Annotated in this window: 17 protein-coding genes and 1 pseudogene; 9 read left to right on the top strand and 9 right to left on the bottom strand. The window is 71.3% G+C overall.

The window, feature by feature from the left end:
* Positions 1 to 16: 16 nt before the first annotated feature.
* Positions 17 to 670, bottom strand: coding sequence for a hypothetical protein (locus ACH4DX_RS25835; RefSeq protein ID WP_398156909.1), 654 nt, complete (start codon positions 668 to 670; stop codon positions 17 to 19).
* 329 nt (positions 671 to 999) lie between these two features.
* Here ACH4DX_RS25835 and gcl point away from each other — a divergent pair, with 329 nt between their 5' ends.
* Positions 1000 to 2778, top strand: coding sequence for a glyoxylate carboligase (gcl, locus tag ACH4DX_RS25840; RefSeq protein ID WP_398157000.1), 1779 nt, complete (start codon positions 1000 to 1002; stop codon positions 2776 to 2778).
* A gap of 104 nt (positions 2779 to 2882) precedes the next feature.
* Here gcl and ACH4DX_RS25845 read toward each other — a convergent pair whose 3' ends face one another.
* The 4 genes from ACH4DX_RS25845 to ACH4DX_RS25860 form a co-directional block, all read right to left on the bottom strand.
* The gene (locus ACH4DX_RS25845) at positions 2883 to 3044 is read right to left on the bottom strand and encodes a hypothetical protein (RefSeq protein WP_398156910.1); all 162 of its coding nucleotides are present in this window, start codon (positions 3042 to 3044) and stop codon (positions 2883 to 2885) included.
* Positions 3045 to 3686: 642 nt separating this feature from the next.
* A complete protein-coding gene (locus ACH4DX_RS25850) occupies positions 3687 to 5144 on the bottom strand; it encodes a catalase (RefSeq protein WP_398156911.1) in 1458 nt (485 codons plus the stop codon).
* Between the two features lie 191 nt (positions 5145 to 5335).
* A complete protein-coding gene (locus tag ACH4DX_RS25855; RefSeq protein WP_398115316.1) occupies positions 5336 to 6232 on the bottom strand; it encodes a 2-hydroxy-3-oxopropionate reductase in 897 nt (298 codons plus the stop codon).
* A gap of 124 nt (positions 6233 to 6356) precedes the next feature.
* On the bottom strand, positions 6357 to 7184 hold the full coding sequence (locus ACH4DX_RS25860) for a TIM barrel protein (protein WP_398156912.1): 828 nt from the start codon (positions 7182 to 7184) through the stop codon (positions 6357 to 6359).
* A 125-nt stretch (positions 7185 to 7309) separates the two neighbouring features.
* Between ACH4DX_RS25860 and ACH4DX_RS25865 the strand changes: the two genes are divergently transcribed.
* The 8 genes from ACH4DX_RS25865 to ACH4DX_RS25900 all read left to right on the top strand — a co-directional run bounded on the left by ACH4DX_RS25865 (position 7310) and on the right by ACH4DX_RS25900 (position 14652).
* Positions 7310 to 7588, top strand: coding sequence for a hypothetical protein (locus ACH4DX_RS25865; RefSeq protein WP_398115312.1), 279 nt, complete (start codon positions 7310 to 7312; stop codon positions 7586 to 7588).
* A complete protein-coding gene (locus ACH4DX_RS25870; RefSeq protein ID WP_398115310.1) occupies positions 7585 to 7962 on the top strand; it encodes a helix-turn-helix domain-containing protein in 378 nt (125 codons plus the stop codon). Before ACH4DX_RS25865 ends, ACH4DX_RS25870 begins: the two co-directional genes overlap by 4 nt.
* A gap of 167 nt (positions 7963 to 8129) precedes the next feature.
* The gene (uraD, locus tag ACH4DX_RS25875) at positions 8130 to 8642 is read left to right on the top strand and encodes a 2-oxo-4-hydroxy-4-carboxy-5-ureidoimidazoline decarboxylase (protein ID WP_398156913.1); all 513 of its coding nucleotides are present in this window, start codon (positions 8130 to 8132) and stop codon (positions 8640 to 8642) included.
* Positions 8639 to 9076: a hydroxyisourate hydrolase gene (gene uraH, locus ACH4DX_RS25880; protein WP_398156914.1), complete on the top strand. Its 438-nt coding sequence runs from the start codon at positions 8639 to 8641 to the stop codon at positions 9074 to 9076. The genes uraD and uraH overlap by 4 nt, the downstream gene beginning before the upstream one ends.
* Before the next feature lie 5 nt (positions 9077 to 9081).
* Entirely contained in the window at positions 9082 to 10029 is a 948-nt protein-coding gene (pucL, locus tag ACH4DX_RS25885) for a factor-independent urate hydroxylase (RefSeq protein WP_398156915.1), read from the top strand.
* A 61-nt stretch (positions 10030 to 10090) separates the two neighbouring features.
* Positions 10091 to 11479: a nucleobase:cation symporter-2 family protein gene (locus ACH4DX_RS25890; protein WP_398156916.1), complete on the top strand. Its 1389-nt coding sequence runs from the start codon at positions 10091 to 10093 to the stop codon at positions 11477 to 11479.
* Between the two features lie 45 nt (positions 11480 to 11524).
* Positions 11525 to 12925, top strand: coding sequence for an 8-oxoguanine deaminase (locus ACH4DX_RS25895; RefSeq protein WP_398156917.1), 1401 nt, complete (start codon positions 11525 to 11527; stop codon positions 12923 to 12925).
* A 230-nt stretch (positions 12926 to 13155) separates the two neighbouring features.
* Positions 13156 to 14652, top strand: coding sequence for a nucleobase:cation symporter-2 family protein (locus ACH4DX_RS25900; protein WP_398115297.1), 1497 nt, complete (start codon positions 13156 to 13158; stop codon positions 14650 to 14652).
* A gap of 147 nt (positions 14653 to 14799) precedes the next feature.
* Here ACH4DX_RS25900 and ACH4DX_RS25905 read toward each other — a convergent pair.
* The 4 genes and pseudogenes from ACH4DX_RS25905 to ACH4DX_RS25920 all read right to left on the bottom strand — a co-directional run.
* Positions 14800 to 15891: pseudogene (locus ACH4DX_RS25905) on the bottom strand (threonine aldolase family protein); the annotation flags it as partial.
* A gap of 51 nt (positions 15892 to 15942) precedes the next feature.
* Positions 15943 to 17886 carry an amidohydrolase family protein gene (locus tag ACH4DX_RS25910; RefSeq protein ID WP_398156918.1) on the bottom strand — a complete coding sequence of 648 codons (1944 nt, stop codon included), beginning with the start codon at positions 17884 to 17886 and terminating at the stop codon, positions 15943 to 15945.
* Between the two features lie 148 nt (positions 17887 to 18034).
* Positions 18035 to 19774 carry a flavin monoamine oxidase family protein gene (locus ACH4DX_RS25915; RefSeq protein ID WP_398156919.1) on the bottom strand — a complete coding sequence of 580 codons (1740 nt, stop codon included), beginning with the start codon at positions 19772 to 19774 and terminating at the stop codon, positions 18035 to 18037.
* Positions 19771 to 21366 carry a glutamate--cysteine ligase gene (locus ACH4DX_RS25920; protein WP_398156920.1) on the bottom strand — a complete coding sequence of 532 codons (1596 nt, stop codon included), beginning with the start codon at positions 21364 to 21366 and terminating at the stop codon, positions 19771 to 19773. The genes ACH4DX_RS25915 and ACH4DX_RS25920 overlap by 4 nt, the downstream gene beginning before the upstream one ends.
* Positions 21367 to 21417 lie beyond the last annotated feature (51 nt).

The raw sequence follows: 21417 nt of genomic DNA on the forward strand, positions 1-21417 counted from the left end.
CAGCTCGTCCCCCGCCTCAGGGCCCCGTGGCCGTCAGCTCGTCCGCCGCGCCGTTCAGGGGCTCCGGCGTGCCCGCGCGGGCGATGCGGAACAGGGCCACGCCCAGTTCGTCGGCCCGGGCGCGGGCCCCGGGGGTGAAGCCGGCCACGGCGAAGCACACGCAGGTCACCGCGTGCGTCATCGCCGTCAGCCAGGCGCACTCCACGTCCCGCAGGCGGAGGGGCCGTGCCGTCGGCTCGATCTGCGCGAGCACGCCGAGGGCCGTGAGCCGGGTGCCCGACGGGGGCCGCTCCTCGTCGGGGCGGGCCTCGCGCACGTCCTCGTAGCCGAGCCGCCGCAGGAACAGCACGGCGGTGGTCACCACGTCCCTCGCGCCATGCACGGGAACCCGGCCCGGGGCCCCGGGACCCTCCGCGGCCACCGGGATCCGCAGCACCGCCCCGCACGCGCACCCCAGCTCGGGCCGGGGCCAGTCCGTGCCCCGCCCGCAGGCCGCGCACCGCACCCTCACCCAGGCGCCGGCCGGGGTGCGGTGGGTGAGGGCGGTGGCGGAGCCGTGGGTGACGGGCGGGACGACGGGGGCGCCGCAAGGGCAGGGGAAGGCCGGGGGCGCGTAGATCTGCTCGTGCCGGCACACCGGGCACCGCACCAGGACGTCGTACCCGCGCATCGCCCCCACCCCCGCCTGTCAGTGCTCACCGTCCGCGGGGCGTACCCCGCGGCCGCCGCGTTCCCGGCCGCCCCGGAGGGACTTGTCGGCCACCGGCCGACCGCAGCCCATCGTCGTACGGAACGCAACCATCCCGATACGCCATTTTGAGCTGGAGCGGGCCCCGGGTCCCTCGACGGTCCTCGGGTCCCTTGACGGCCCTCGCGCACCCCTTTACATTGCTTCCATATAGCAGAACATATTTTCCGCAATGTGGAATTCACGGCTCATCGCGGGGCGCGACGGTAGCCCGAATCCGCCAGCCGAAGCAGGAGAACTCCATGGCTCGTATGACCGCTGCCCGCGCGGCAGTCGAGATCCTCAAGCGCGAGGGCGTCACCAACGCGTTCGGCGTGCCGGGGGCCGCGATCAACCCCTTCTACCGGGCGCTCGAGGAGGCCGGCGGCGTCGACCACACGCTCGCCCGCCACGTCGAGGGCGCCTCGCACATGGCCGAGGGGTACACCCGCACCGCGCCGGGCAACATCGGTGTCTGCATCGGCACTTCGGGCCCGGCGGGCACCGACATGATCACCGGTCTGTACTCCGCCATCGGTGACTCGATCCCGATCCTGTGCATCACGGGCCAGGCGCCCACCAACGTGATCCACAAGGAGGACTTCCAGGCCGTCGACATCGCCTCCATCGCCAAGCCGGTCACGAAGATGGCCGTCACGGTCCTGGAGGCCGCCCAGGTCCCCGGCGTCTTCCAGCAGGCCTTCCACCTGATGCGCTCGGCGCGTCCGGGGCCCGTCCTCATCGACCTGCCCATCGACGTCCAGCTCACCGAGATCGAGTTCGACCCCGAGACGTACCAGCCGCTGCCGGTCTACAAGCCCGCGGCGAGCCGTGCCCAGATCGAGAAGGCCATCGGCCTGCTCCTGGAGTCCGAGCGGCCGCTGATCGTCGCGGGCGGCGGCATCATCAACGCCGACGCCTGCGAACTGCTCGTGGAGTTCGCCGAACTGACGGGCACTCCGGTCGTCCCCACCCTGATGGGCTGGGGCATCCTGCCCGACGACCACGAGCTGAACGCCGGCATGGTCGGCCTCCAGACCTCGCACCGCTACGGCAACGCGACGTTCCTGGAGTCCGACTTCGTCCTCGGCATCGGCAACCGCTGGGCCAACCGCCACACCGGCTACAAGATGGACGTGTACCGCAAGGACCGCACGTTCGTGCACGTCGACGTCGAGCCGACCCAGATCGGCAAGATCTTCGCACCGGACTACGGCATCGCGTCCGACGCCAAGGCGGCCCTCCGGCTCTTCGTCGAGGTCGCCAAGGAGCTGAAGGCGGCCGGCCGCCTCCCCGACCGCGGCGAGTGGATCGCCCGCGGCCAGGAGCACCGGGCCACGCTCCTGCGCCGCACGCACTTCGACGACATCCCGATGAAGCCGCAGCGCGTGTACGAGGAGATGAACAAGGCCTTCGGGCCCGAGACCCGGTACGTCTCCACGATCGGCCTCTCCCAGATCGCCGGGGCCCAGATGCTGCACGTCTACAGGCCGCGGCACTGGATCAACTGCGGCCAGGCGGGCCCCCTCGGCTGGACCATCCCCGCCGCCCTCGGCGTCGCCACCGCCGACCCGGACGCCCAGGTCGTCGCCCTCTCCGGCGACTACGACTTCCAGTTCATGATCGAGGAACTGGCCGTCGGCGCCCAGCACCGCATCCCCTACGTCCACGTCCTGGTGAACAACTCCTACCTGGGCCTGATCCGCCAGGCCCAGCTGGGCCTCGGCATCAACTTCCAGGTCAACCTGGAGTTCGAGAACATCAACTCGCCGGAGCTCGGCGTGTACGGCGTCGACCACGTCAAGGTCGCCGAGGGCCTCGGCTGCAAGGCGATCCGCGTGACCGACCCGAACGAACTCGGCGCCGCCTTCGAGCAGGCCAAGAAGCTCGCGCAGGAGTACCGCGTGCCGGTCGTCGTCGAGGCGATCCTGGAGCGCGTCACCAACATCTCCATGAGCCGTACGGCCGACATCAGCGACGTCACCGAGTTCGAGGAGATCGCCACGGAGCCGTGGCACGCCCCGAGCGCCGTCAGGACCCTCAAGGCCTGACCGACCGGGCCTGCGGGCCCGGCCCCCCACGGACCCCCGTGCCAGGAGAGCCGCAGCTCCCGGCACGGGGGTCGGCCGTTCCCGCGGCCCGCACGTACGGGTCCTCACGCCCTGCGGCAGCGGCGTACGTAGTAGTGCGCGCTCAGGGCCAGGACCAGCGGGCCCCACAGGCCGGCCGGCAACACGCACGCCCGGAACAGCAGCTCCCAGGCGCCGTTGTCGAAGTCGTCGAAGGAGACGCCGAGCCCGAGGGCACCCACAGGCACTGGCCGAGCAGCACGAGGGGGACGGCGTGGGCGGCCCGCTCGGCCCAGCGCGGCACGGGCCGTGCGGTGCGGATGTCCCAGCCGGTGTCCCCGCGGCGGACTCCGGCGTGCCTGTCGTGAACTGGGGTCGTCGTCATGGCGTTCACTCTGCCGCCCGCCCCGGCGCCGGTCGTCAGCCCGGCCGCCGGACCGTCTCCGCCGCGCGGGGGAGGGGGCGTACGCCGACAGTACGCAGGCCGTACGCACGCAGTACGCACGTAGGACGCCCACACGGCGAGGCCCCCGGTGCGTCGAGCCGACGCGTGCCGGGGGCCGAGAGCGTGCGTGGGAGGGGGAGTTGCCGCCGCCCGACGGCGTGCGACCGGCGGAACACGCGTACGCGCCGCCGGGCGGAATCCCTGGGGCGACGACCGGGACCGCGGCGGTCGGGCGACGGTCCCCGGACACCCTTCCCCAGGTCGAAAAGGGGCCGGGGGACCTTCACCACCGCACTGGCTCGCCCGAGCCACCGCGGTCCTCGTCGTCCCGCCCGCCGGGTGACCACCCCTCATCGGGTCCGCGGCGGAGCGGGTCTCCGCGCGGGGCACCGACCTCCCGTCAGGTGCACCGCGCAGTCTGTGGGCCAAAGGAGCCCGGCGGGGCTCAGTCCTCGCGCAGGGCGCGGACCGCCGCCTCCACGCGCCTGCCGTAGTCCGGGTCGGCGGCGTGGAAGTGGGCGAGGTTCTTCTCGATGACGTCCTCGCGGGAGACCTGGGAGAGGCCGCCCGCGATGTTCGCCACCAGGCGGGACTTCTCCTCGTCCGACATCAGTCGGTACAGCTCACCGGCCTGGAAGAAGTCGTCGTCCTTGGTGTGGGCCGGGGCCTCGTGCGTGCCGGTGTGGCCGCTGACGGCGAGGGGCGCCGAAAGGGGCCTGCCCGTCTCGGCGGGTCCGTCGTAGGAGTTCGGCTCGTAGTTCTTGCGGTCCCGGCCGTAGGCGTTGGACGCCATCAGGCCGTCGCGGCCGTAGTTGTCGGCCTTCGTCGCCCTCGGCGCGTTCACGGCGAGCTGGGTGTGGTTGACGCCGAGGCGGTAGCGGTGCGCGTCCGCGTAGGCGAACAGGCGGCCCTGGAGCATCTTGTCGGGCGAGGGGCCGATGCCGGGCACGAAGTTGTTCGGCGAGAACGCGGCCTGCTCGACCTCGGCGAAGACGTTGTCCGGGTTGCGGTCGAGGACCAGACGGCCCACGCGCCGTAGCGGGTAGTCGGCGTGCGGCCACACCTTGGTGAGGTCGAACGGGTTGAAGCGGTAGTTCGCCGCGTCGGCCGCGGGCATGATCTGCACGTGCAGGGTCCAGGACGGGTTCACGCCCCGCTCGATGGCCTGGAGCAGGTCCGTCTGGTGCGAGTTGGCGTCCTTGCCCGCGAGCTCGGCGCCCTGTTCGGCGGAGAGCGAGCGGACCCCCTGGTTCGTCTTGAAGTGGTACTTGACGAAGAAGGCCTCGCCCCGCGCGTTCGTCCACTGGTAGGTGTGCGAGCCGTAGCCGTTCATGTGGCGGTACGAGGCGGGGATGCCGCGGTCGCCCATCAGCCAGGTCACCTGGTGCGTGGCCTCGGGGGCGTGCGCCCAGAAGTCCCAGACGTTGTCGGGCTCCTGCTTGCCCGTGAACGGGTCGCGCTTCTGGGAGTGGATGAAGTCGGGGAACTTCAGCGGGTCCTTGATGAAGAAGACCGGCGTGTTGTTGCCGACGAGGTCGTAGTTGCCCTCCTCGGTGTAGAACTTCACCGCGAAGCCGCGCGGGTCGCGCACGGCGTCCGCGCCGCCGAGGCTGTCGGCCACGGTGGAGAAGCGCAGGAACACCTCGGTGCGCTTGCCCACCTCGGCGAGGAAGTCCGCGTGGGTGAAGCCGGTGACGTCGTCGGTCACCTCGAAGTAGCCGTACGCGCCCGAGCCGCGGGCGTGCACGACGCGCTCCGGGATGCGCTCACGGTTGAAGCGGGCCAGCTTCTCCAGCAGGTGCTGGTCCTGGAGGAGGATCGGGCCGCCGGCGCCGGCGGTGGCGGAGTTCTGGTTGTCGGCGACGGGAGCGCCGGACTCGGTCGTGAGCACACGCTTCGACATGGTGGCGGAGTTGACCTTCCGTACGGACTGCTGGGACTGCTGACGGTGAACCGGAGCGTAAGGACCTCCGAACAGCTCCGTCAACAGTTTGTTGAAGTTGCTGAAGGGGGTTCCGGGCCGCGGCGGCGCCTGGGCGCGACAGGACAGGTGTCAGCGACACCGCGGCCCGGAAGTCTGGGGTGCCCGTGGTGTCAGGCGACCGGGTTGCCGGAGAGGCGCTCGACGGAGCGCAGGAGCGCCGAGTGGTCGAGGCCGCCGTCGCCCTGGGCGCGGAGGCTGGCCACGAGCTGGGCGACCACGCCGCCGACGGGCAGGGCCGCGCCGACGGTGCGGGCGGCGTCCGTGACGATGCCCATGTCCTTGTGGTGCAGGTCGATGCGGAAGCCCGGCTTGAAGTCCCGGTTCAGGAAGTTGTCCTTCTTGCGGGTCAGGACGGTCGATCCGGCGAGCCCGCCGTTGAGCACGTCCAGGGCCGCCGTGAGGTCCACGCCGGACTTCTCGAGGAAGACCACGGCCTCGGCGCACGCCTGGATGTTGACGGCGACGATCAGCTGGTTGGCGGCCTTCACGGTCTGACCGGAGCCGTGCGGGCCGCACAGCACGATGGTCTTGCCGAGCGCGTCGAGAAGCGGCCGGGCCGCGTCGAAGTCGGCCTGCTCGCCGCCGACCATGATGGAGAGCACGGCCTCGACGGCACCGGCCTCGCCGCCGGACACCGGGGCGTCAAGGACACGGATGCCCTTGTCCTTCGCCGCCTTCGCCAGATCCACCGAGGTCTGCGGGGTGATCGACGACATGTCGATGAGCAGCGCACCGGAGCGCGCGTTCTCCAGGATGCCGTCCGGGCCGTACGCGATCGCCTCCACCTGCGGGGACGCGGGCACCATCGTCACGATGACGTCGGCGTCGCGGACGGCGTCGGCGAGGGAGGGGGCGGCGGTGCCGCCGGCCGCGGCGAGGCGGTCGAGCTTGTCCTGCTCCAGGGTGAAGCCGGTGACGGAGTAGCCCGCCTTGATCAGGTTCTCGGACATGGGCGAGCCCATGATCCCGAGCCCGATCCAGGCGACCTTGGGGAGGGTGTTGCTCATGGGGAACCTCTCTAGATGACTGCCGCTGTGGTGCGCCGGCTGGGTGGTGCGGGATGACGGGTGGGCGGGGCGGAGGCATCCGCCGCGCGGCGGCGGTCTCGTCCGCGGAGGGCCGCCGGTCGAACTAGTCCGCGGAGGGCAGCCAGCCGAAGGCCTCGGCGCTCGGGCGGTCCCCGGCCTTGTACTCCAGGCCGACCCAGCCGTCGTACCCGGCCTCGGCGAGCTGGTCGAGCAGCTCCTCCAGGGGCAGGGTCCCGGTGCCGGGAGCCCCGCGGCCGGGGTTGTCGGCGATCTGCACGTGCCCGGTCTTCGCCGCGTACCGCTCGATGACCGCGGGCAGGTCCTCGCCGTTCATGGAGAGGTGGTACAGGTCGAGGAGGAACTTGGCGTTGCCGATGCCGGTCGCGGCGTTGACCGCGTCCACGATCTCGACGGCCCTCGGCGCGCTGACGACCGGGCAGCGCGGCGACTCCACGGCGTTGAGCGCCTCGATGAGCAGCACCGCCCCCACGCGGTCCGCCTCCCGGGCGGCGAGCACCAGGTTCTCCAGGGCCAGTTCGTCCTGCGCGGCCGGGTCCACGCCGTCGACGCGGTTGCCGTACAGGGCGTTCAGGGCCTTGCAGCCGAGCGACTCGGCGAAGTCGGCCGCCACCGGGAGGTTCGCGCGGAACCTGGCGCTCTCCTCGCCGGGGATCGACAGCGCGCCGCGGTCGGGGCCCGGAAGCCGTCCGGCGTAGAAGTTCAGGCCCACCAGCCGCACGCCCGCGTCCTCGATCGCCCGCTTCAGGGCGTCGAGCTCGGACTGCTCGGGGGTGGGGGCGTCGACCCAGGGCCACCACAGCTCCACGGCCTCGAAGCCGGCGGCCGCGGCTGCCGCGGGCCGATCGAGCAGCGGGAACTCGGTGAAGAGGATCGACAGGTTCACATTGAAGCGCTGGTCGGAGTATCCCATGGGGGCTTCCGCGCTCCTTCCGTATTGCGGAAGTTCATTTCTGCTTGATGGAAGACTGCCTGCGATCCGCGGAAGCTGTCAAGAGGGGCTGCCGGAAAATCAAGGGGCCGCGTTAAGTTGGCGCCGTGCGATTGAGAGTGGAGTTCACCACCGAGCCCTTCGACCTCGACGAGGCGCCGCCCCACGCCGTGGCCGCCCGCGAGGTCATCCAGGGCGCCGACCTCGACGCCGTCGACGTCGGCCCCTTCGGCAACACCGCCGAGGGGGACGTCGACGCCGTCCTCACGTCCGTCGACGCCATGCTGCGCCGGTCCCTCGGCGCCGGCGCCACCCGCGTCTCGCTCCAGGTCAACGTGATCGCGGAGCCGGGCGGGCGGGCCGCGCCGGGGGAGGTGGCCAGGTGACCGGATTCGGGGACGTCCCCTTCGCGGCCGCGGTCAAGCCGCTCGTGGACGCGATGGGCGGCGAGATGGTGGAGCCGGACCAGGCGGGACCCGACGACGTCGTCCTCGCCTGGGAGGGCGAGGACGTGCTCGCGGTGCGCCTGCCGCAGCTCGCCGACTCGCTCGACCACATCCTGCTCGCCCTGGAGCGCCAGCGCGGCAAGCCCCTCGCGGAACTGGACCGCAAGGCCAAGCAGGAGGTCGTGCGGGTGCTCGAGGCCCGTGGCGCGTTCTCCGTGCGCCATGGCGTGGAGACCGTGGCGGGCGCGCTCGGCGTGTCCCGCTTCACCGTCTACAACTACCTGAACAGGGAGAATGCCGCGAAGGGAAAGTAGCGACACGTCCACGACGTGAGCGATGTCACGCAGCGCGGTCGAGCCGTCACCCGGATCATGGGGTGGCGGCTTCTTTGTTCAAATGATTTCAACAAACTGTTGACGCGCTGTTGTTGAAGGTCTTAGCTGTTCCGCAGCCCGTCCAGCCAAAGGCCACGGAGGCTCCCGTGACTTCCCGTACGACGCCGGGCATCGCCCGGTTCAACGCCTTGGAGGAGGCCGCGGCCACCGCCGCGCTCCACGAGGCCTGCGCCTCTACGGCCTGGGGGAGCAAGCTGCTCTCCCGGCGCCCCTATCCCACCGCCGAGGCCCTCTTCGCCGCGAGCGACGCCGCCATGGCGGAGCTCACCGCGGACGACCTGGCCGAGGCGATGGCGGGGCACCCGCCGATCGGCCGCCCGAAGCCCGGCGACCCGACCTCGTCCCGTGAGCAGCGGGGCATGGCGGGCGCCTCCGAGGAGCTCAAGGCCGAGATGCTCGAACTGAACCTGGCGTACCAGGAGAGGTTCGGACACGTCTTCCTGATCTGCGCCACCGGTCGCACCGGCGAGCAGATGAGGGACGCGGTCAAGGAACGGATCGCCAACTCGCCCGCCCAGGAGCGGGAGATCGTCCGCTCCGAGCTGGGCAAGATCAACCGTATCCGTCTGACCCGCATCCTGGAGGAGGAGACCGCATGAGCGCGGACCCCACGGACACCACGCACCCCACGCACCCCACAAAGACGCCCGCCTCGGTGTCCACGCACATCCTGGACACCAGCGTCGGACGCCCCGCCCAGGGCGTGGCCGTCTCCCTGTCGGCCCGTGGCGCGGGGGAGTGGGAAGCGCTCGGCGGCAGCAGCACCGACGCGGACGGGCGCTGCAAGGACCTGCCGGCGCTGCCGGCGTCCACCACCCACGTACGCCTCGACTTCGCCGTCGAGCCGTACTTCCTGAAGCCGCAAGAACAGCAAGCCGAGGCGCAGCAGGACGCCCCCGCGAATCGGGACAGCGGTGCGAACGGAGTGTTCTTCCCCGAGGTGGCGATCACCTTCGCCGTCGTGCCGGGCGAGCACTACCACGTACCGCTGCTGCTCAACCCGTTCGGCTACTCCGTTTACCGAGGGAGCTAGCGAAGATGCCCACCATTCTGGGACAGAACCAGTACGGCAAGGCTGAGAACCGGGTCGTCAAGATCACGCGGGACGGCGACACCCATCACATCAAGGACCTGAACGTCTCCGTCGCCCTCTCCGGCGACCTCGACGACGTCCACTACAGCGGCTCGAACGCCAACTGCCTGCCGACGGACACCACGAAGAACACCTGCTTCGCGTTCGCCAAGGAGTACGGCATCGAGTCCGCGGAGCAGTACGGCATCCACCTCGCGCGGCACTTCGTGGACAGCCAGCCCCCGATCCACCGGGCCCGCATCCGCATCGAGGAGTACGCCTGGGAGCGCATCGCCGCCTCCGACGCCAACTCCCGGTTCATCGGCGCCGACGAGGTCAAGCACTCCTTCGTGCGCAAGGGCCAGGAGACGCGGCTCGCCCAGATCACCTACTCCGCCGAGGGCGACGGGGAAGCGCGGTTCGAGGTCCTGAGCGGCCTGAAGGACCTGACCGTGATGAACTCCACGAACTCCGAGTTCTGGGGCTACATCAAGGACAAGTACACGACGCTCAAGGAAGACTACGACCGCATCCTCGCCACCTCGCTCTCGACGTGGTGGCGGCACAACTGGACCAGCGACGAGCAGCGCATGCCCGGCTGGGAGAAGTCCTACGAGCAGTCCAGGAAGCACATCCTCCAGGCCTTCGTGGAGACCTACTCCCTCTCCCTCCAGCAGACGCTGTACCAGATGGGCTCGCGGGTCATCAACAACCGGAGCGAGATAGACGAGATCCGCTTCTCCGCCCCGAACAAGCACCACTTCCGCCAGGACCTGTCCTTCTGCGGCCTCGACAACGAGGCGAAGGACGGCGCGGTGTACTACGCCGCCGACCGTCCCTACGGCCTCATCGAGGCCACCATCCTGCGCGACGGCGCCGAGGCGAGGATCCCGGTCGACATGACCAACCTCTGACGCGGACGCGCGCCCCGGCACCGCTGCGCCGGGGCGCGCCACACCGGAGGGAACGACAGCTATGGCACAGCCCGCAATACCCGACGGGGCGTCACGTCCCCCGTGTCACCCGGTGGATGAGAAACTCCATCCCTCGCGGCTCGTCCCCGCCGCGCTCCAGCACATCGCCGCCATGTACGCGGGCGTCGTCACCCCTCCGCTCATCATCGGCCAGGCCGTCGGCCTCGACACCGCCGCCCAGACCAGGCTCATCGCGGCGAGCCTCCTCATCGCCGGGCTCGCCACCGTCCTACAGACCATCGGCGTCAAGGGCTTCGTCGGCAACCGCCTGCCGTTCGTGAACGCCGCGTCCTCCGCGGGCATCGCCCCGATCCTCGCCATCGCCGAGAACAGCGCCACGGGACACCAACTCCCCGCCATCTACGGGGCGGTGATGGTCGCGGGGGTCTTCTGCCTGGCCGTCGGCCCGTTCTTCGGCCGGCTGCTCCGCTTCTTCCCGCCGCTCGTCACCGGCGTCGTCATCACGCTCATCGGCGTGACCCTGATGCCCGTGCCCGTCACCTGGGCGCAGGGCGGCGACAAGGAGGCGGCCGACTTCGGCGACATGCGCTTCCTCGCGCTCGCCGCGTTCACGCTCGTGGTCATCCTGCTCTTCCAGCGCTTCGGGAGCGGCTTCCTGCGGCAGGTCGCCCTGCTCATGGGCCTGTTCATCGGCACCCTCGCCGCGATCCCGTTCGGCCTCGCCGACTTCGCCGCCCTGGAGTCGGCGCCCGTGGCCGCGGTGCCCGAGCCGTTCGCCTTCGGCGCCCCCGAGTTCCAGCCCGCCGCCATCCTGTCCCTGTGCATCGTGATGCTCGTCCTGATGACCGAGTCCAGCGCCGGGATGCTCGCCCTCGGTGAGATCTGCGAGCGCAGGACCGACGGGCGGACCATCACCCGCGGACTGCGCACCGACGGCCTCGCCACCCTGATCGGACCGGTCTTCGGCGGCTTCCCGACCTCCGCCTTCGCGCAGAACGTCGGCGTGGTCTCCCTGACACGTGTACGCAGCCGCTATGTCGTCGCCGTGGCGGGTGGCGCGCTGCTGGTGCTCGGTGCCTTCCCGGTGCTCGGCGCGGTCGTCAGCCTCGTCCCCATGCCGGTGCTCGGCGGCGCGGGCATCGTCCTCTTCGGCTCCATCGCGGTCAGCGGCATCCGTACGCTCTCCGAGGCGGGCCTCGACGACAGCTCCAACATCATCCTGGTGGCCGTGGCGCTCGGTACGGGCATCATCCCGCTCGCCGCGCCCGCCTTCTACGCGGACTTCCCCGCGTGGGCCCAGACCGTGCTCGGCTCCGGCATCAGCGCCGGCGCGCTCACCGCGGTGACGCTCAACCTGTTCTTCCACCATCTCGGCACCCGCGGCGGCGCGCGGCACGCAGACGCCGTCGCGGCACTCAAATCTTCCTAGGGTCATGCCGTGCCCAGCAATTCGCCACTCACGTAAGGAAGCATGATGGCAGCATCGGCAAACCCCGACGGCGCGGGTACGCGCACCGTCATCGAGAACTGCGCCATCGCGACCGTGGACGCGGCCGACACCGAGTACGCGTCGGGCCACGTCGTCGTCGCGGGCAACCGGATCGAGTCGGTCGGCGCGGGGAAGGCTCCCGAGGGCCTGGAGAACGTCGTACGCCGCGTCGACGGCACCGGCCACCTGGTGACACCCGGCCTCGTCAACACCCACCACCACTTCTACCAGTGGATCACCCGGGGCCTCGCCACCGACCACAACCTCTTCGACTGGCTGGTGGCGCTCTATCCGACGTGGGCCCGAATAGACGAGGAGATGGTCCGCGCCGCGGCGCAGGGCTCCCTCGCGATGATGGCCCGCGGCGGTGTCACCACCGCCATGGACCACCACTACGTCCACCCGCAGGGCTCCGGCGACCTGTCCGGCGCCGTCATCGGGGCGGCCCGCGAGATGGGGGTGCGCTTCACCCTGGCGCGCGGCTCGATGGACCGCAGCGAGAAGGACGGCGGGCTGCCCCCTGACTTCGCCGTGGAGACCCTGGAGGGCGCGCTCGCCGCCACCGAGGAGACCGTCAGGCAGCACCACGACGCGTCCTTCGACGCCATGACGCAGGTGGCCGTCGCCCCCTGCTCGCCGTTCTCCGTCTCCACCGAGCTGATGAAGCAGGGCGCCGAGCTCGCCCGCCGCCTCGGAGTGCGGCTGCACACCCACGGCAGCGAGACGGTGGAGGAGGAGAAGTTCTGCCACGAGCTGTTCGGCATGGGCCCCACCGACTACTTCGAGTCGACGGGCTGGCTCGGTGACGACGTGTGGATGGCGCACTGCGTCCACATGAACGACTCCGACATCGCCGCGTTCGCCCGCACCGGCACCGGCGTCGCCCACTGCCCGTCCTCCAACGCCCGGCTCGCCGCCGGGATCGCCCGCGTACCCGACATGCTGGCCGCGGGCGTCCCCGTCGGCCTCGGCGTGGACGGCACCGCCTCCAACGAGTCCGGCGAGCTGCACACCGAACTGCGCAACGCGCTCCTCATCAACCGCCTGGGCGCCCACAAGGAAGCCGCCCTGAACGCCCGCCAGGCCCTGCGCCTCGGGACGTACGGCGGTGCCCAGGTCCTCGGCAGGGCGAGCCAGATCGGCTCCCTGGAAGCGGGCAAGCTCGCCGACCTGGTGCTCTGGAAGGTCGACGGCATCGGGCACGCCTCGATCGCCGACCCGGTCACCGCGATCGTCCTCGGCGCGGCGGCGCCGGTGACCCTCTCCCTCGTCGACGGCGAACCGGTCGTCGAGAACGGACGGCTGCTGCACGTCGACGAGGACGCCATCGCCCGCGCCACGCGGGACGAGGCCCAGCGACTGGCACGCATCGCCGCCGGCAGCTGACCCCTGGATCTCCGGTCGGGGGGGACGGCCCCCGACCGGACTCGAGCAGCCGAGCGGGCTGCTCGAGTGCCGCCCCGGAACGTGGCCCAAAGCTTCACGTCGCCGGGGCGGTCAGTACTACCTGGGCGCTTCGACAACCGCATACCGAGCAAGTCCTTGCATCACGCACCACCTCCCAGAAGCGCGTGCCGGTCACCGGCCGGCACAGGAAAACAACCGGAGGAGCCGCAGTGGCGACCAAGCCCAGGTTCACCAAGCAAGGCACCACCCCCGATCCCGAGGGGTCCTCGCACCCCGAAGGACCTTCGCACCCCGAGGGGTCCTCGCACCCCGAAGGGACGTTGCACCCCGTCGACGAGAAGCTGCCGCCCCTGAAGATGGCCACCACGGGCCTGCAACACGTCGCCGCCATGTACGCGGGCGTCGTCGCGCCGCCCCTCATCGTGGGCGCGGCGGTCGGGCTCTCGGCGAAGGAACTCACCTTCCTCACCGGCGCCTGTCTGTTCACAGCCGGACTCGCGACCTTCCTCCAGACGCTCGGTGTCTGGAAGATCGGCGCCCGGCTCCCGTTCGTCAACGGCGTCACCTTCGCCGGTGTCGCGCCCATGCTCGCGATCGTCGACTCGACCAAGGACAAGGACGACGCGCTGCCGATCATCTTCGGCGCGGTGATCGTCGCGGGGCTGCTCGGCTTCGTCGCCGCGCCGTTCTTCTCCAAGATGGTCCGCTTCTTCCCGCCCGTCGTCACGGGCACGGTCATCACCCTCATAGGCATATCCCTGATGCCGGTCGCCTTCGGCTGGATGCAGGGACCCAACCCGGGGGCCGACGACTACGGCTCGACGAAGTACCTGTCGCTCGCGGGCATCACGCTGGTGATCGTGCTGCTGCTCCGCCGCTTCACGCGCGGCTTCGTGAAGCAGATCGCGGTGCTGCTCGGCCTGGTGCTCGGCACGCTCGTCGCGATCCCCTTCGACGTCACGGACTTCGGCCCGGTCGCGGACGCGGACGTGGTCGGCTTCCCGACGCCGTTCCACTTCGGCGCACCGCAGTTCGCCGCCGCCGCGATCGTCTCCCTGTGCGTCGTCATGGTCGTCTCGATGACCGAGTCGACGGCCGACATGCTGGCCCTCGGGGAGATCGTGGACCGCCCCGCCGACGAGCGGACCATCGCCGCGGGCCTGCGCGCCGACACGCTCGGCTCCGCCGTCAGCCCGCTGTTCAACGGCTTCATGTGCAGTGCCTTCGCGCAGAACATCGGCCTCGTCGCGATGACGAAGATCCGCAGCCGGTACGTGGTGGCCACCGGCGGCGGCTTCCTCGTCCTGATGGGCCTGTGCCCGATGGCGGCCTCGCTCATCGCGGTCGTGCCGCGCCCGGTGCTCGGCGGCGCGGGCGTCGTCCTGTTCGGCTCGGTCGCGGCGAGCGGCATCCAGACCCTGGTCAGGGCGGGTCTGGAGCGGGACAACAACGTCCTGATCGTCGCCGTGTCGCTCGCGGTGGGCCTGATCCCCATCTCCGCGCCGGAGTTCTACCACGCCTTCCCGGAGACCGCGAAGATCATCCTGGACTCGGGCATCTCCACCGGCTGCCTCGCCGCCGTCGTCCTGAACCTGCTGTTCAACCACACCGGCAGGAGCCGCGACGACGACGAGGTCACCGCCCCGATGGAACCGGGCGGCGAGATCTCCCAGACCCGGGTGCCGAAGCAGGCCGCGGCCCACTGAACCGCCGCGGGGCGGCCCCGGTGGGGCCGCCCCGCGCCCGGCTCGGCCGTCGAGCCCGGTCAGCGCGTCCACGACCGGCCCCGGGTCGAGCGGGGACGGGGGCGCCGGGGGCAGCGGGGCGGTGTTTGTGTCGCCGGGAACCGGTCCCTACGTGACCGCTGCCGCCACCGTCGCGGTGAATCCGTCGATGTCCTCCTCCGTGGTGTCGAACGAACACATCAGACGCACTTCCCCACGTTCCTCGTCGTTCAGGTAGAGGGTGTACTGGTCCATGACTCGGGTGAGGGCCGTTCGGGGCATGGTCGCGAAGACCGAGTTGGCCTCCACGGGCCGGGTCACGGTCACGTCGGCGATCTCGGTGAGCCCCTTCCTCAGTCTCGCCGCCATGGCGTTGGCGTGGGCGGCGTTGCGCTGCCAGAGGTCGCCGCCGAGGAGTGCCTCGAACTGCACGGAGAGGAAGCGCATCTTGGACGCCAGGTGGGTGGAGCGCTTGCGGAGGTACGGCAGTCCGGAGACCCGGGACGGGTTCAGGGCCACCACGCACTCGCCGAACACGAGGCCGTTCTTCGTGCCGCCGAAGGACAGGATGTCGATGCCCACGTCGGCCGTGCAGGCGGACAGCGGGATGCCCAGCGCCACCGCGGCGTTCGCGAGACGAGCACCGTCCATGTGGACGGCCAGGCCGTGTGCGTGTGCGCGAGCGGCCAGTGCGTGGAGTTCCTCCGGGGTGTAGCAGGTGCCCAGTTCCGTGGCTTCGGACAGGGAGAGGGTCTGCGGCTGGGCGGTGTGCACGTCACTGGCCGCCGTGACCGCCGCGTCGACGGAATCCGGGCTGACTTTTCCGTCCACGGAGGGAAGCTCGACCAGTTTCAGTCCCGCCAGGTGTTCCGGGGCACCTCCCTCGTCCTCGTTGAGATGCGCCTGTCCCGCGCACAGCACCGCGCCCCAGCGGCTGGTCACGGCCTGTAGGGCGATGACGTTGGCCCCCGTGCCGTTGAAGACGGCGAACGCCTCCGCGGTCGGCCCGAAGTGGCGGCGGAAGACGCTGTCCAGGTGCGCGGTGTAGCCGTCCTCGCCGTAGGCTTGTTGGTGCCCGCCGTTCGCCAGGGTCAGGGCGGCGAGGATCTCCGGGTGGGCGCCCGAGCAGTTGTCACTTGTGAGTTCCCTTCGGCCGGGGTCGTGGCGGAGGACCGCATCGGTGTTGGGCCGGGAGCGGACGCGGACCGGTGCGGGGCGGGCGCGGGGTGGCGCGGCGGACGGTGGCGCGTCGGCGGACGCCGGCGCGTTCCTTCAACCACCGGCCACATAGGTCCAGTACGGGTCGACGAGCTCCCCCAGCTGCCGGGCGGTGTGGAGGATGCGGTCCGGCTCCTCTCCCCGGCCCAGGCCGTACGCGAGTACCTCCAGGGTGCCGTCGGCGACCTCCGGCGGTGGCTTCTCGCCCCAGGACTCCATGTAGGTGATCACGGGGGTTGGTGCGTCCGGCAGCCCCCGGGAGGCGGAGCTGACCCGGGAGAACAGGGTGCACCAGGTCGAGAGGTCCGTGTGCAGGTAGAGGGCGGCTTCGGCCGGTCCCGCCTGGGTGCCCATCCAGGTGAGGTCGCGTACGACGCGGAACAGTCCCTGGTCGACCGGCACGGGCGGGATGTCGCGGTCGGGGATGCCGACGGACGGGGCGGCCTCGCGCAGCTGCCGGCGGACGGTGGCGATGGTGTGCTGGATGTGGGCGAACAGGGTCGCAGGCACCTCGTGGCGGTGCCGGGCCACCAGGAGGGCGTACGTGGACAGTTCGGCTTCCTGGCACTGGTACTCGGCGAGGAGGATCCGCTTGAAGTGGTCGGGTTCGATCCGTCCCGCCCGCGCGAGTTCGACGACCTGGTTGTCGCTGACGAACCGCTCGACGTCCGGCTTCATCGCCTCGATGAGCTGTTCGGGTGTCATTCGGGTCTCCTTGGTCGTTTTGGTGGGTGAGGGGTACGGCCGCTCCCGGTACGCGCTCACCGGGACGGCGGCCCGTTCCGCGACGACCGGACGGCCGCCCTTGAAGACGTGCCGTGCGCGGCTCGTGGCGTGGATGTCCTCGAAGGGGTCGCCCTCGAGAGCGACCAGGTCCGCTGTCGCCCCCGGGGTGACGGTGCCGAGGTCGGGGCGCCGCAGCAGGTCCGCCGCGACGCACGTGGCGGCCCGCAGCGCACGGAGCGGGGTGTAGCCGTGGGCGAGCAGGGTGGGGAACTCGCGCCAGTTGTCGGCGTGCGGGAACATCCCGGCGTCGGTCCCGAAGGCCGTCTTCACGTTCGTACGGGCCGGCCTCAGCAGACCCTCGCGCAGCACTTGGGCGTGTTCCCGGTAGTTCCGGCGGACGACGGCCGTGGACTCGTCCCAGAAGTCGTCGTCGTCGAGCCGGTCGAGGAAGTAGACCTGGGCGTAATGGGTGGGCACCAGGAAGACGCCCGCTTCCTCCATGGCCCGGTACGTCGCGTCGGTGGCGAAGCAGCCGTGCTCCACGCTGCGCACGCCCGCGGCGACGGCTCGCGACACGGCGCGGTCGGTGAGGGCGTGCGTCGCGCAGGGCAGTCCGAGGTCGTCCGCGGTGGCGACGATGGTGTCTGTCTCCGCGCGCGAGTAGGCGGTACTGGAGGGACTGTCCACCGGTGAGGAGAAGCCGCCGCCACCGGCGAACTTGATCCAGTCGGCACCGGCGCGGGACTGTTCCCTGACGGCGCGGCGCAACTCCTCGACGCCCTCGGCCAAGGTGCCCACCTGGTGTCCGTACCGCTGGGCGAGGGCGGGTTCCTTGTCCCCGTGACCGCCGCGGGGGGACAGGATGTTGGGGGCGGCGAGGATACGCGGCCCCTCGACGAGGCCGTCCTCGACCGCCGCGCGCAGGGACACATTGAGAGGGAGGTGCGCGCTGCCCAGGTCCCGGACGGTGGTGAAGCCCCCGTGCAGCAGGGCCCGGAGGACCGGCACCGCGGTGAGGGTCTGGTACGCGGCGGCTTTCGTCTCCGCCCCCTCGTCCAGGAGGTGGACGTGGCAGTCGATGAACCCGGGCAGGAGCGTACAGCCGGGCATCTCCATCACGTCCGCCTCGGGGGCGGCGGTGAGGTGGTGCCCGACGGCTGCGACCCGGCCGTCGCGCACCAGGACGGACAGTCCGTCGACGGGTGTGTCCGCGACGGCGTCCCACACGCGGTCGGGCCGCAGCAGGAGGTCTCGGCCGGGGGGTGGGTGCACGGGTACCTCCGGTTGCGGTGGCGTGAGGGGTGGTGTCCGTACGGGTGCCGGGTGGTGTCCGTACGGGTGTCGGATGGCGTCCGTACGGGTGTCGGGTGGCGTCCCGACGGGCCGTCGTGGAGCTGTGCCGCGGCCGGTCGGGCGGGCCTCAGCGGGTCGTGAGCGGTGTGAAGCGGGGGTCGTCCCACAGGTCGCCGGGCCCGGGGTTGCCCGGGTCGGGGTGCGCGCCGAGCTGGCGCAGGACTCCCCAGGCGGCGTTGAGGCCCGAGGCGAGGGCGTGGTTCAGCCAGCCGGGGGACCAGGAGGTGTCGTCACCCGCCAGGTACAGCGCGTTCGGCGGTTCGCCCGGCACGGCGGGCGCACCGGTGAAGTCCTTCATGAAGTGGGCGAACACATCGCGCTGGTAGGGGTGGTCACCCGGCCAGGACCAGCGGCTCAGACCGCGGAAGTGCTTCTCGTTCTCCCACGACACGGTCACCGCCTCAGCCGCGCGGGCGTGGGTGCGCAAGCGGTCCGCGACCTCGGGGTGGATGTCCGCGAGGTCGCGTACGAAGAGGTCGACCCGCTCCTCCAGGGTGGAAGGGGCGACCTTCATGGCGTCCTGTGCCCAGGTGAAGCTGAGGTCCAGCACGCCGCGGCGTCCGTCGGGCCCCCGTACGGGCCCGTAGTCGATGGTGTAGGCGGCCCGCGGGAGCCGGTCGGTGAGGGTGACGCCGTCCATGGACGTGTCCTCCCAGAACGGGTGCTCGACCACGAGTGCGGTCTTGGAGGACTGCCAGTAGCGCAGGCGGCGGACGGCCCGCAGCAGCCGGGGGCCGAGGGCGGGAATGCGGGCGGAGGTGGAGCGCACCTCGACGCCGGTCTCCAGGAGACGCAGCTGCGGGGTGAACACCGCGGCGGCGAACCGTTCGCTGCGCCCGTCCTCGCTGTGCACCATGACACCGCGGGCGGCGTCAGGTTCGACGTCCAGCGCGCGCACGGCGGGACGCAGGGTGCCCTCGTTGCTCTCCTCCACGCTGCACGTCCGGCCCCGGGCGTCGGTGGTGCGGTGGCTCCAGAAGCCCTCGGCGAGGCGGCCGATGCCCTCGGGGGCGTACAGCAGCCCGCTTCCCTCGGTGCACAGCAGCAGGCGCAGTATCTCCACCGTGCTGAGGTCGAAGAAGGAGTCCCAGACGGCGGGCCCCACCCCGGCGGTGCCCAGGAGCCGTGCCTGGTCGTGACTGAGGCCCACGCCGTCCGGGTCGCGCAGGAAGCGGTAGAAGGGCCACAGCTCGAATCTGAGCAGTATCCCGCGCCAGTGGCGGCGCACCGCGGTGAGGTCGCGCGCGGCCACGGCCCGCTGGATCTGGAAGAGACCGATCCGGGCCAGTGCCTGCTGCCAGCGCGAGTGCGCCGCGCGGAAGCCGTCATGGAGGCCGTGGAGGTCCTCGATCTCCCTCGCGCGGTACTGACGGCCGTCGACGTCCAGCACGGTCAACGGCGTCGTGGGCGCCGCGTAGTTGTCCCTGAACGGCTCCAGTCGCACGCCGAAGGTCTGACCGTACTGGCGTACCAGCCGTGCGGAGGTCGGGAAGCGCAGACAGCCCAGCTCCACGACAGCGCTGTCGGCGTCACGAAGGCGCCGACTGTACATGCGGCCGCCCAGACGTCGCCCTCCCGGCCCGTCCGGGCTCCGTTCGGCCTCGTACACGACGGGACGGCAGCCCGCCCGCAACAGCTCGTAGGCGGCGGCCAATCCGCTGCCGCCCGCGCCGATGACGGCGATGCGCGCCCCCTGCGCGTCCTCGGGCAGCCGCCCCATGCGGCGGCCGTCACCCACATGAGCGGCGTAGTCGAACGGGAAGTCGACCTGGAGGTCACTGGCGGGCGGTGGGCTGCTCGGACTCATCGCTGGCTCCATGGGGGGAGGTCGGGCACATTCCAGGTGTGTACGGGACCGGCTTCCGCGGCGAGCCGGGCGTAGCGCACGGTCAGCTCGCCCAGCTCGCCCAGCTCGCCCAGCACTCCCGCCTCTCCCGGCTCTCTCAGCTCTCCCAGTTCTCTCACCTCTCTCCGCCCCCTCACCTCTCCTCGGCCCCCTGTCCCCGTCTCCCGCCGTCGACGCAGCACCTCGCGGGTCCGCTGCTGCCACCACGCCCCGGTACGCCCGGTCGCGACCCGGTGGTGCAGGAGGTCGAGGAGCGCGTCGGCCTCGTCGGCGTCCACCGCGGCCAGGGCGAGGCCCTCGCGTGCCTGCGGCAGCAGTTCCTTCACCAGGGCTCCGGCACAGTGCTCCCGCGGAGCCGACCCGGGCGAGGGCCACCACAGGGAGGCGTCGAGACCGTCCCGCGCGGCACGGTAGAAGTTGGCTTCGGCGCAGGTGAACGGCAGCTCCCGCGCCACGTCACGTCCGTCGGCCGCGAGGAACAGGGTGAGACCCACGAGGAAGGCGGTGTTGGCCGCCATGTCCAGCGGCGTGGGTCCCGAGGGAAGCGCCCGGAACTCGATCCGCAGGTGCCCGAGGGGGTCGTACACCGGACGGTTCCACGACCACACCGTGCTCAGATGGATCTGCAACTCCTCCAGCGCCGGATACGGGGCGCCGGGAGGGCCGCCGTCGGCCCGCTCCTGGCCGCGCGCCGGGAGCAGGACGTCGTAGCGGTGCACGGCTTCCTCGAACGCGGCGAGGGGGCCGCCCCGCAGCCAGCCGCGACCGAACCCGACCCGGGGCCGGAAGGTCCCGCCCCCGGGGGTGGTGCTGCGGTCGCCGAAGCCCTGCTCGTACAGCGGGATCCTGGACTCCTGCCAGCCGGACCGCCCCAGGGGCAGTGCGGAGTTGCCCGCCGCGGCGAGGGCCGGTCCGGTGGCGAGCCGGGCGGCGTCGAAGGTACGGCGGAAACGATTCGGCGGCACGGTCAGATGTATCTGCCAGGAGCAGGCGGCACCTTGCACCGCCACGGACTGCGCCTGCACGGACCCCAGGTCGCCGTCCGCCACGCGCAGGGTGAAGGGCGTCGGGCGGCGCAGCGCCCAGGCCTGCTCCAGGACGTGATAGCGCGGCAGCGGGGTCAGCGCCGCGGCGGTCAGGTCCCCGGGCGTCAAGGTGGGCAGCGTGCCGATCGGCGCCACCCGTACCCCGTGACGCGGCAGCGACCACGCGGTGACGCGTTCCAGTGTGCGAGCGGCCTGTGCTGCCATGGCGGTGAAGGGACGTCCGCGCAGGAGGACCGGCCGCAGGTTCGCCTCCAGGTTGAAGCGCGCCACCTCCAGGGTGAGCAGATCGTCGTGCAACGCCTCGGCCACCGCCGCGTTCAGCGAGGCCGGGCGGCCGTCCTCCCCGACGAGGGACACCTCGAGCTCCGCTCCCAGCGTGCACGGCTCCGTTCCGAACTCCGGGTGCCGCACGACGTGGCCCAGCGTGCGCAGGCAGTCCGCCAGGCGGGCCCTGAACCGCGCGTAGCTCTCCTCCGTGAAGGTCACGTTCCCGATGTCGCAGCCCATGTCCGCTCCCGAGTGCTTCCCGCGCTCCGCTACGGCGTCCACCGTCCGCGG

This window comes from Streptomyces sp. NPDC017940 (assembly GCF_044328435.1).
Classification (GTDB): Bacteria; Actinomycetota; Actinomycetes; order Streptomycetales; family Streptomycetaceae; genus Streptomyces.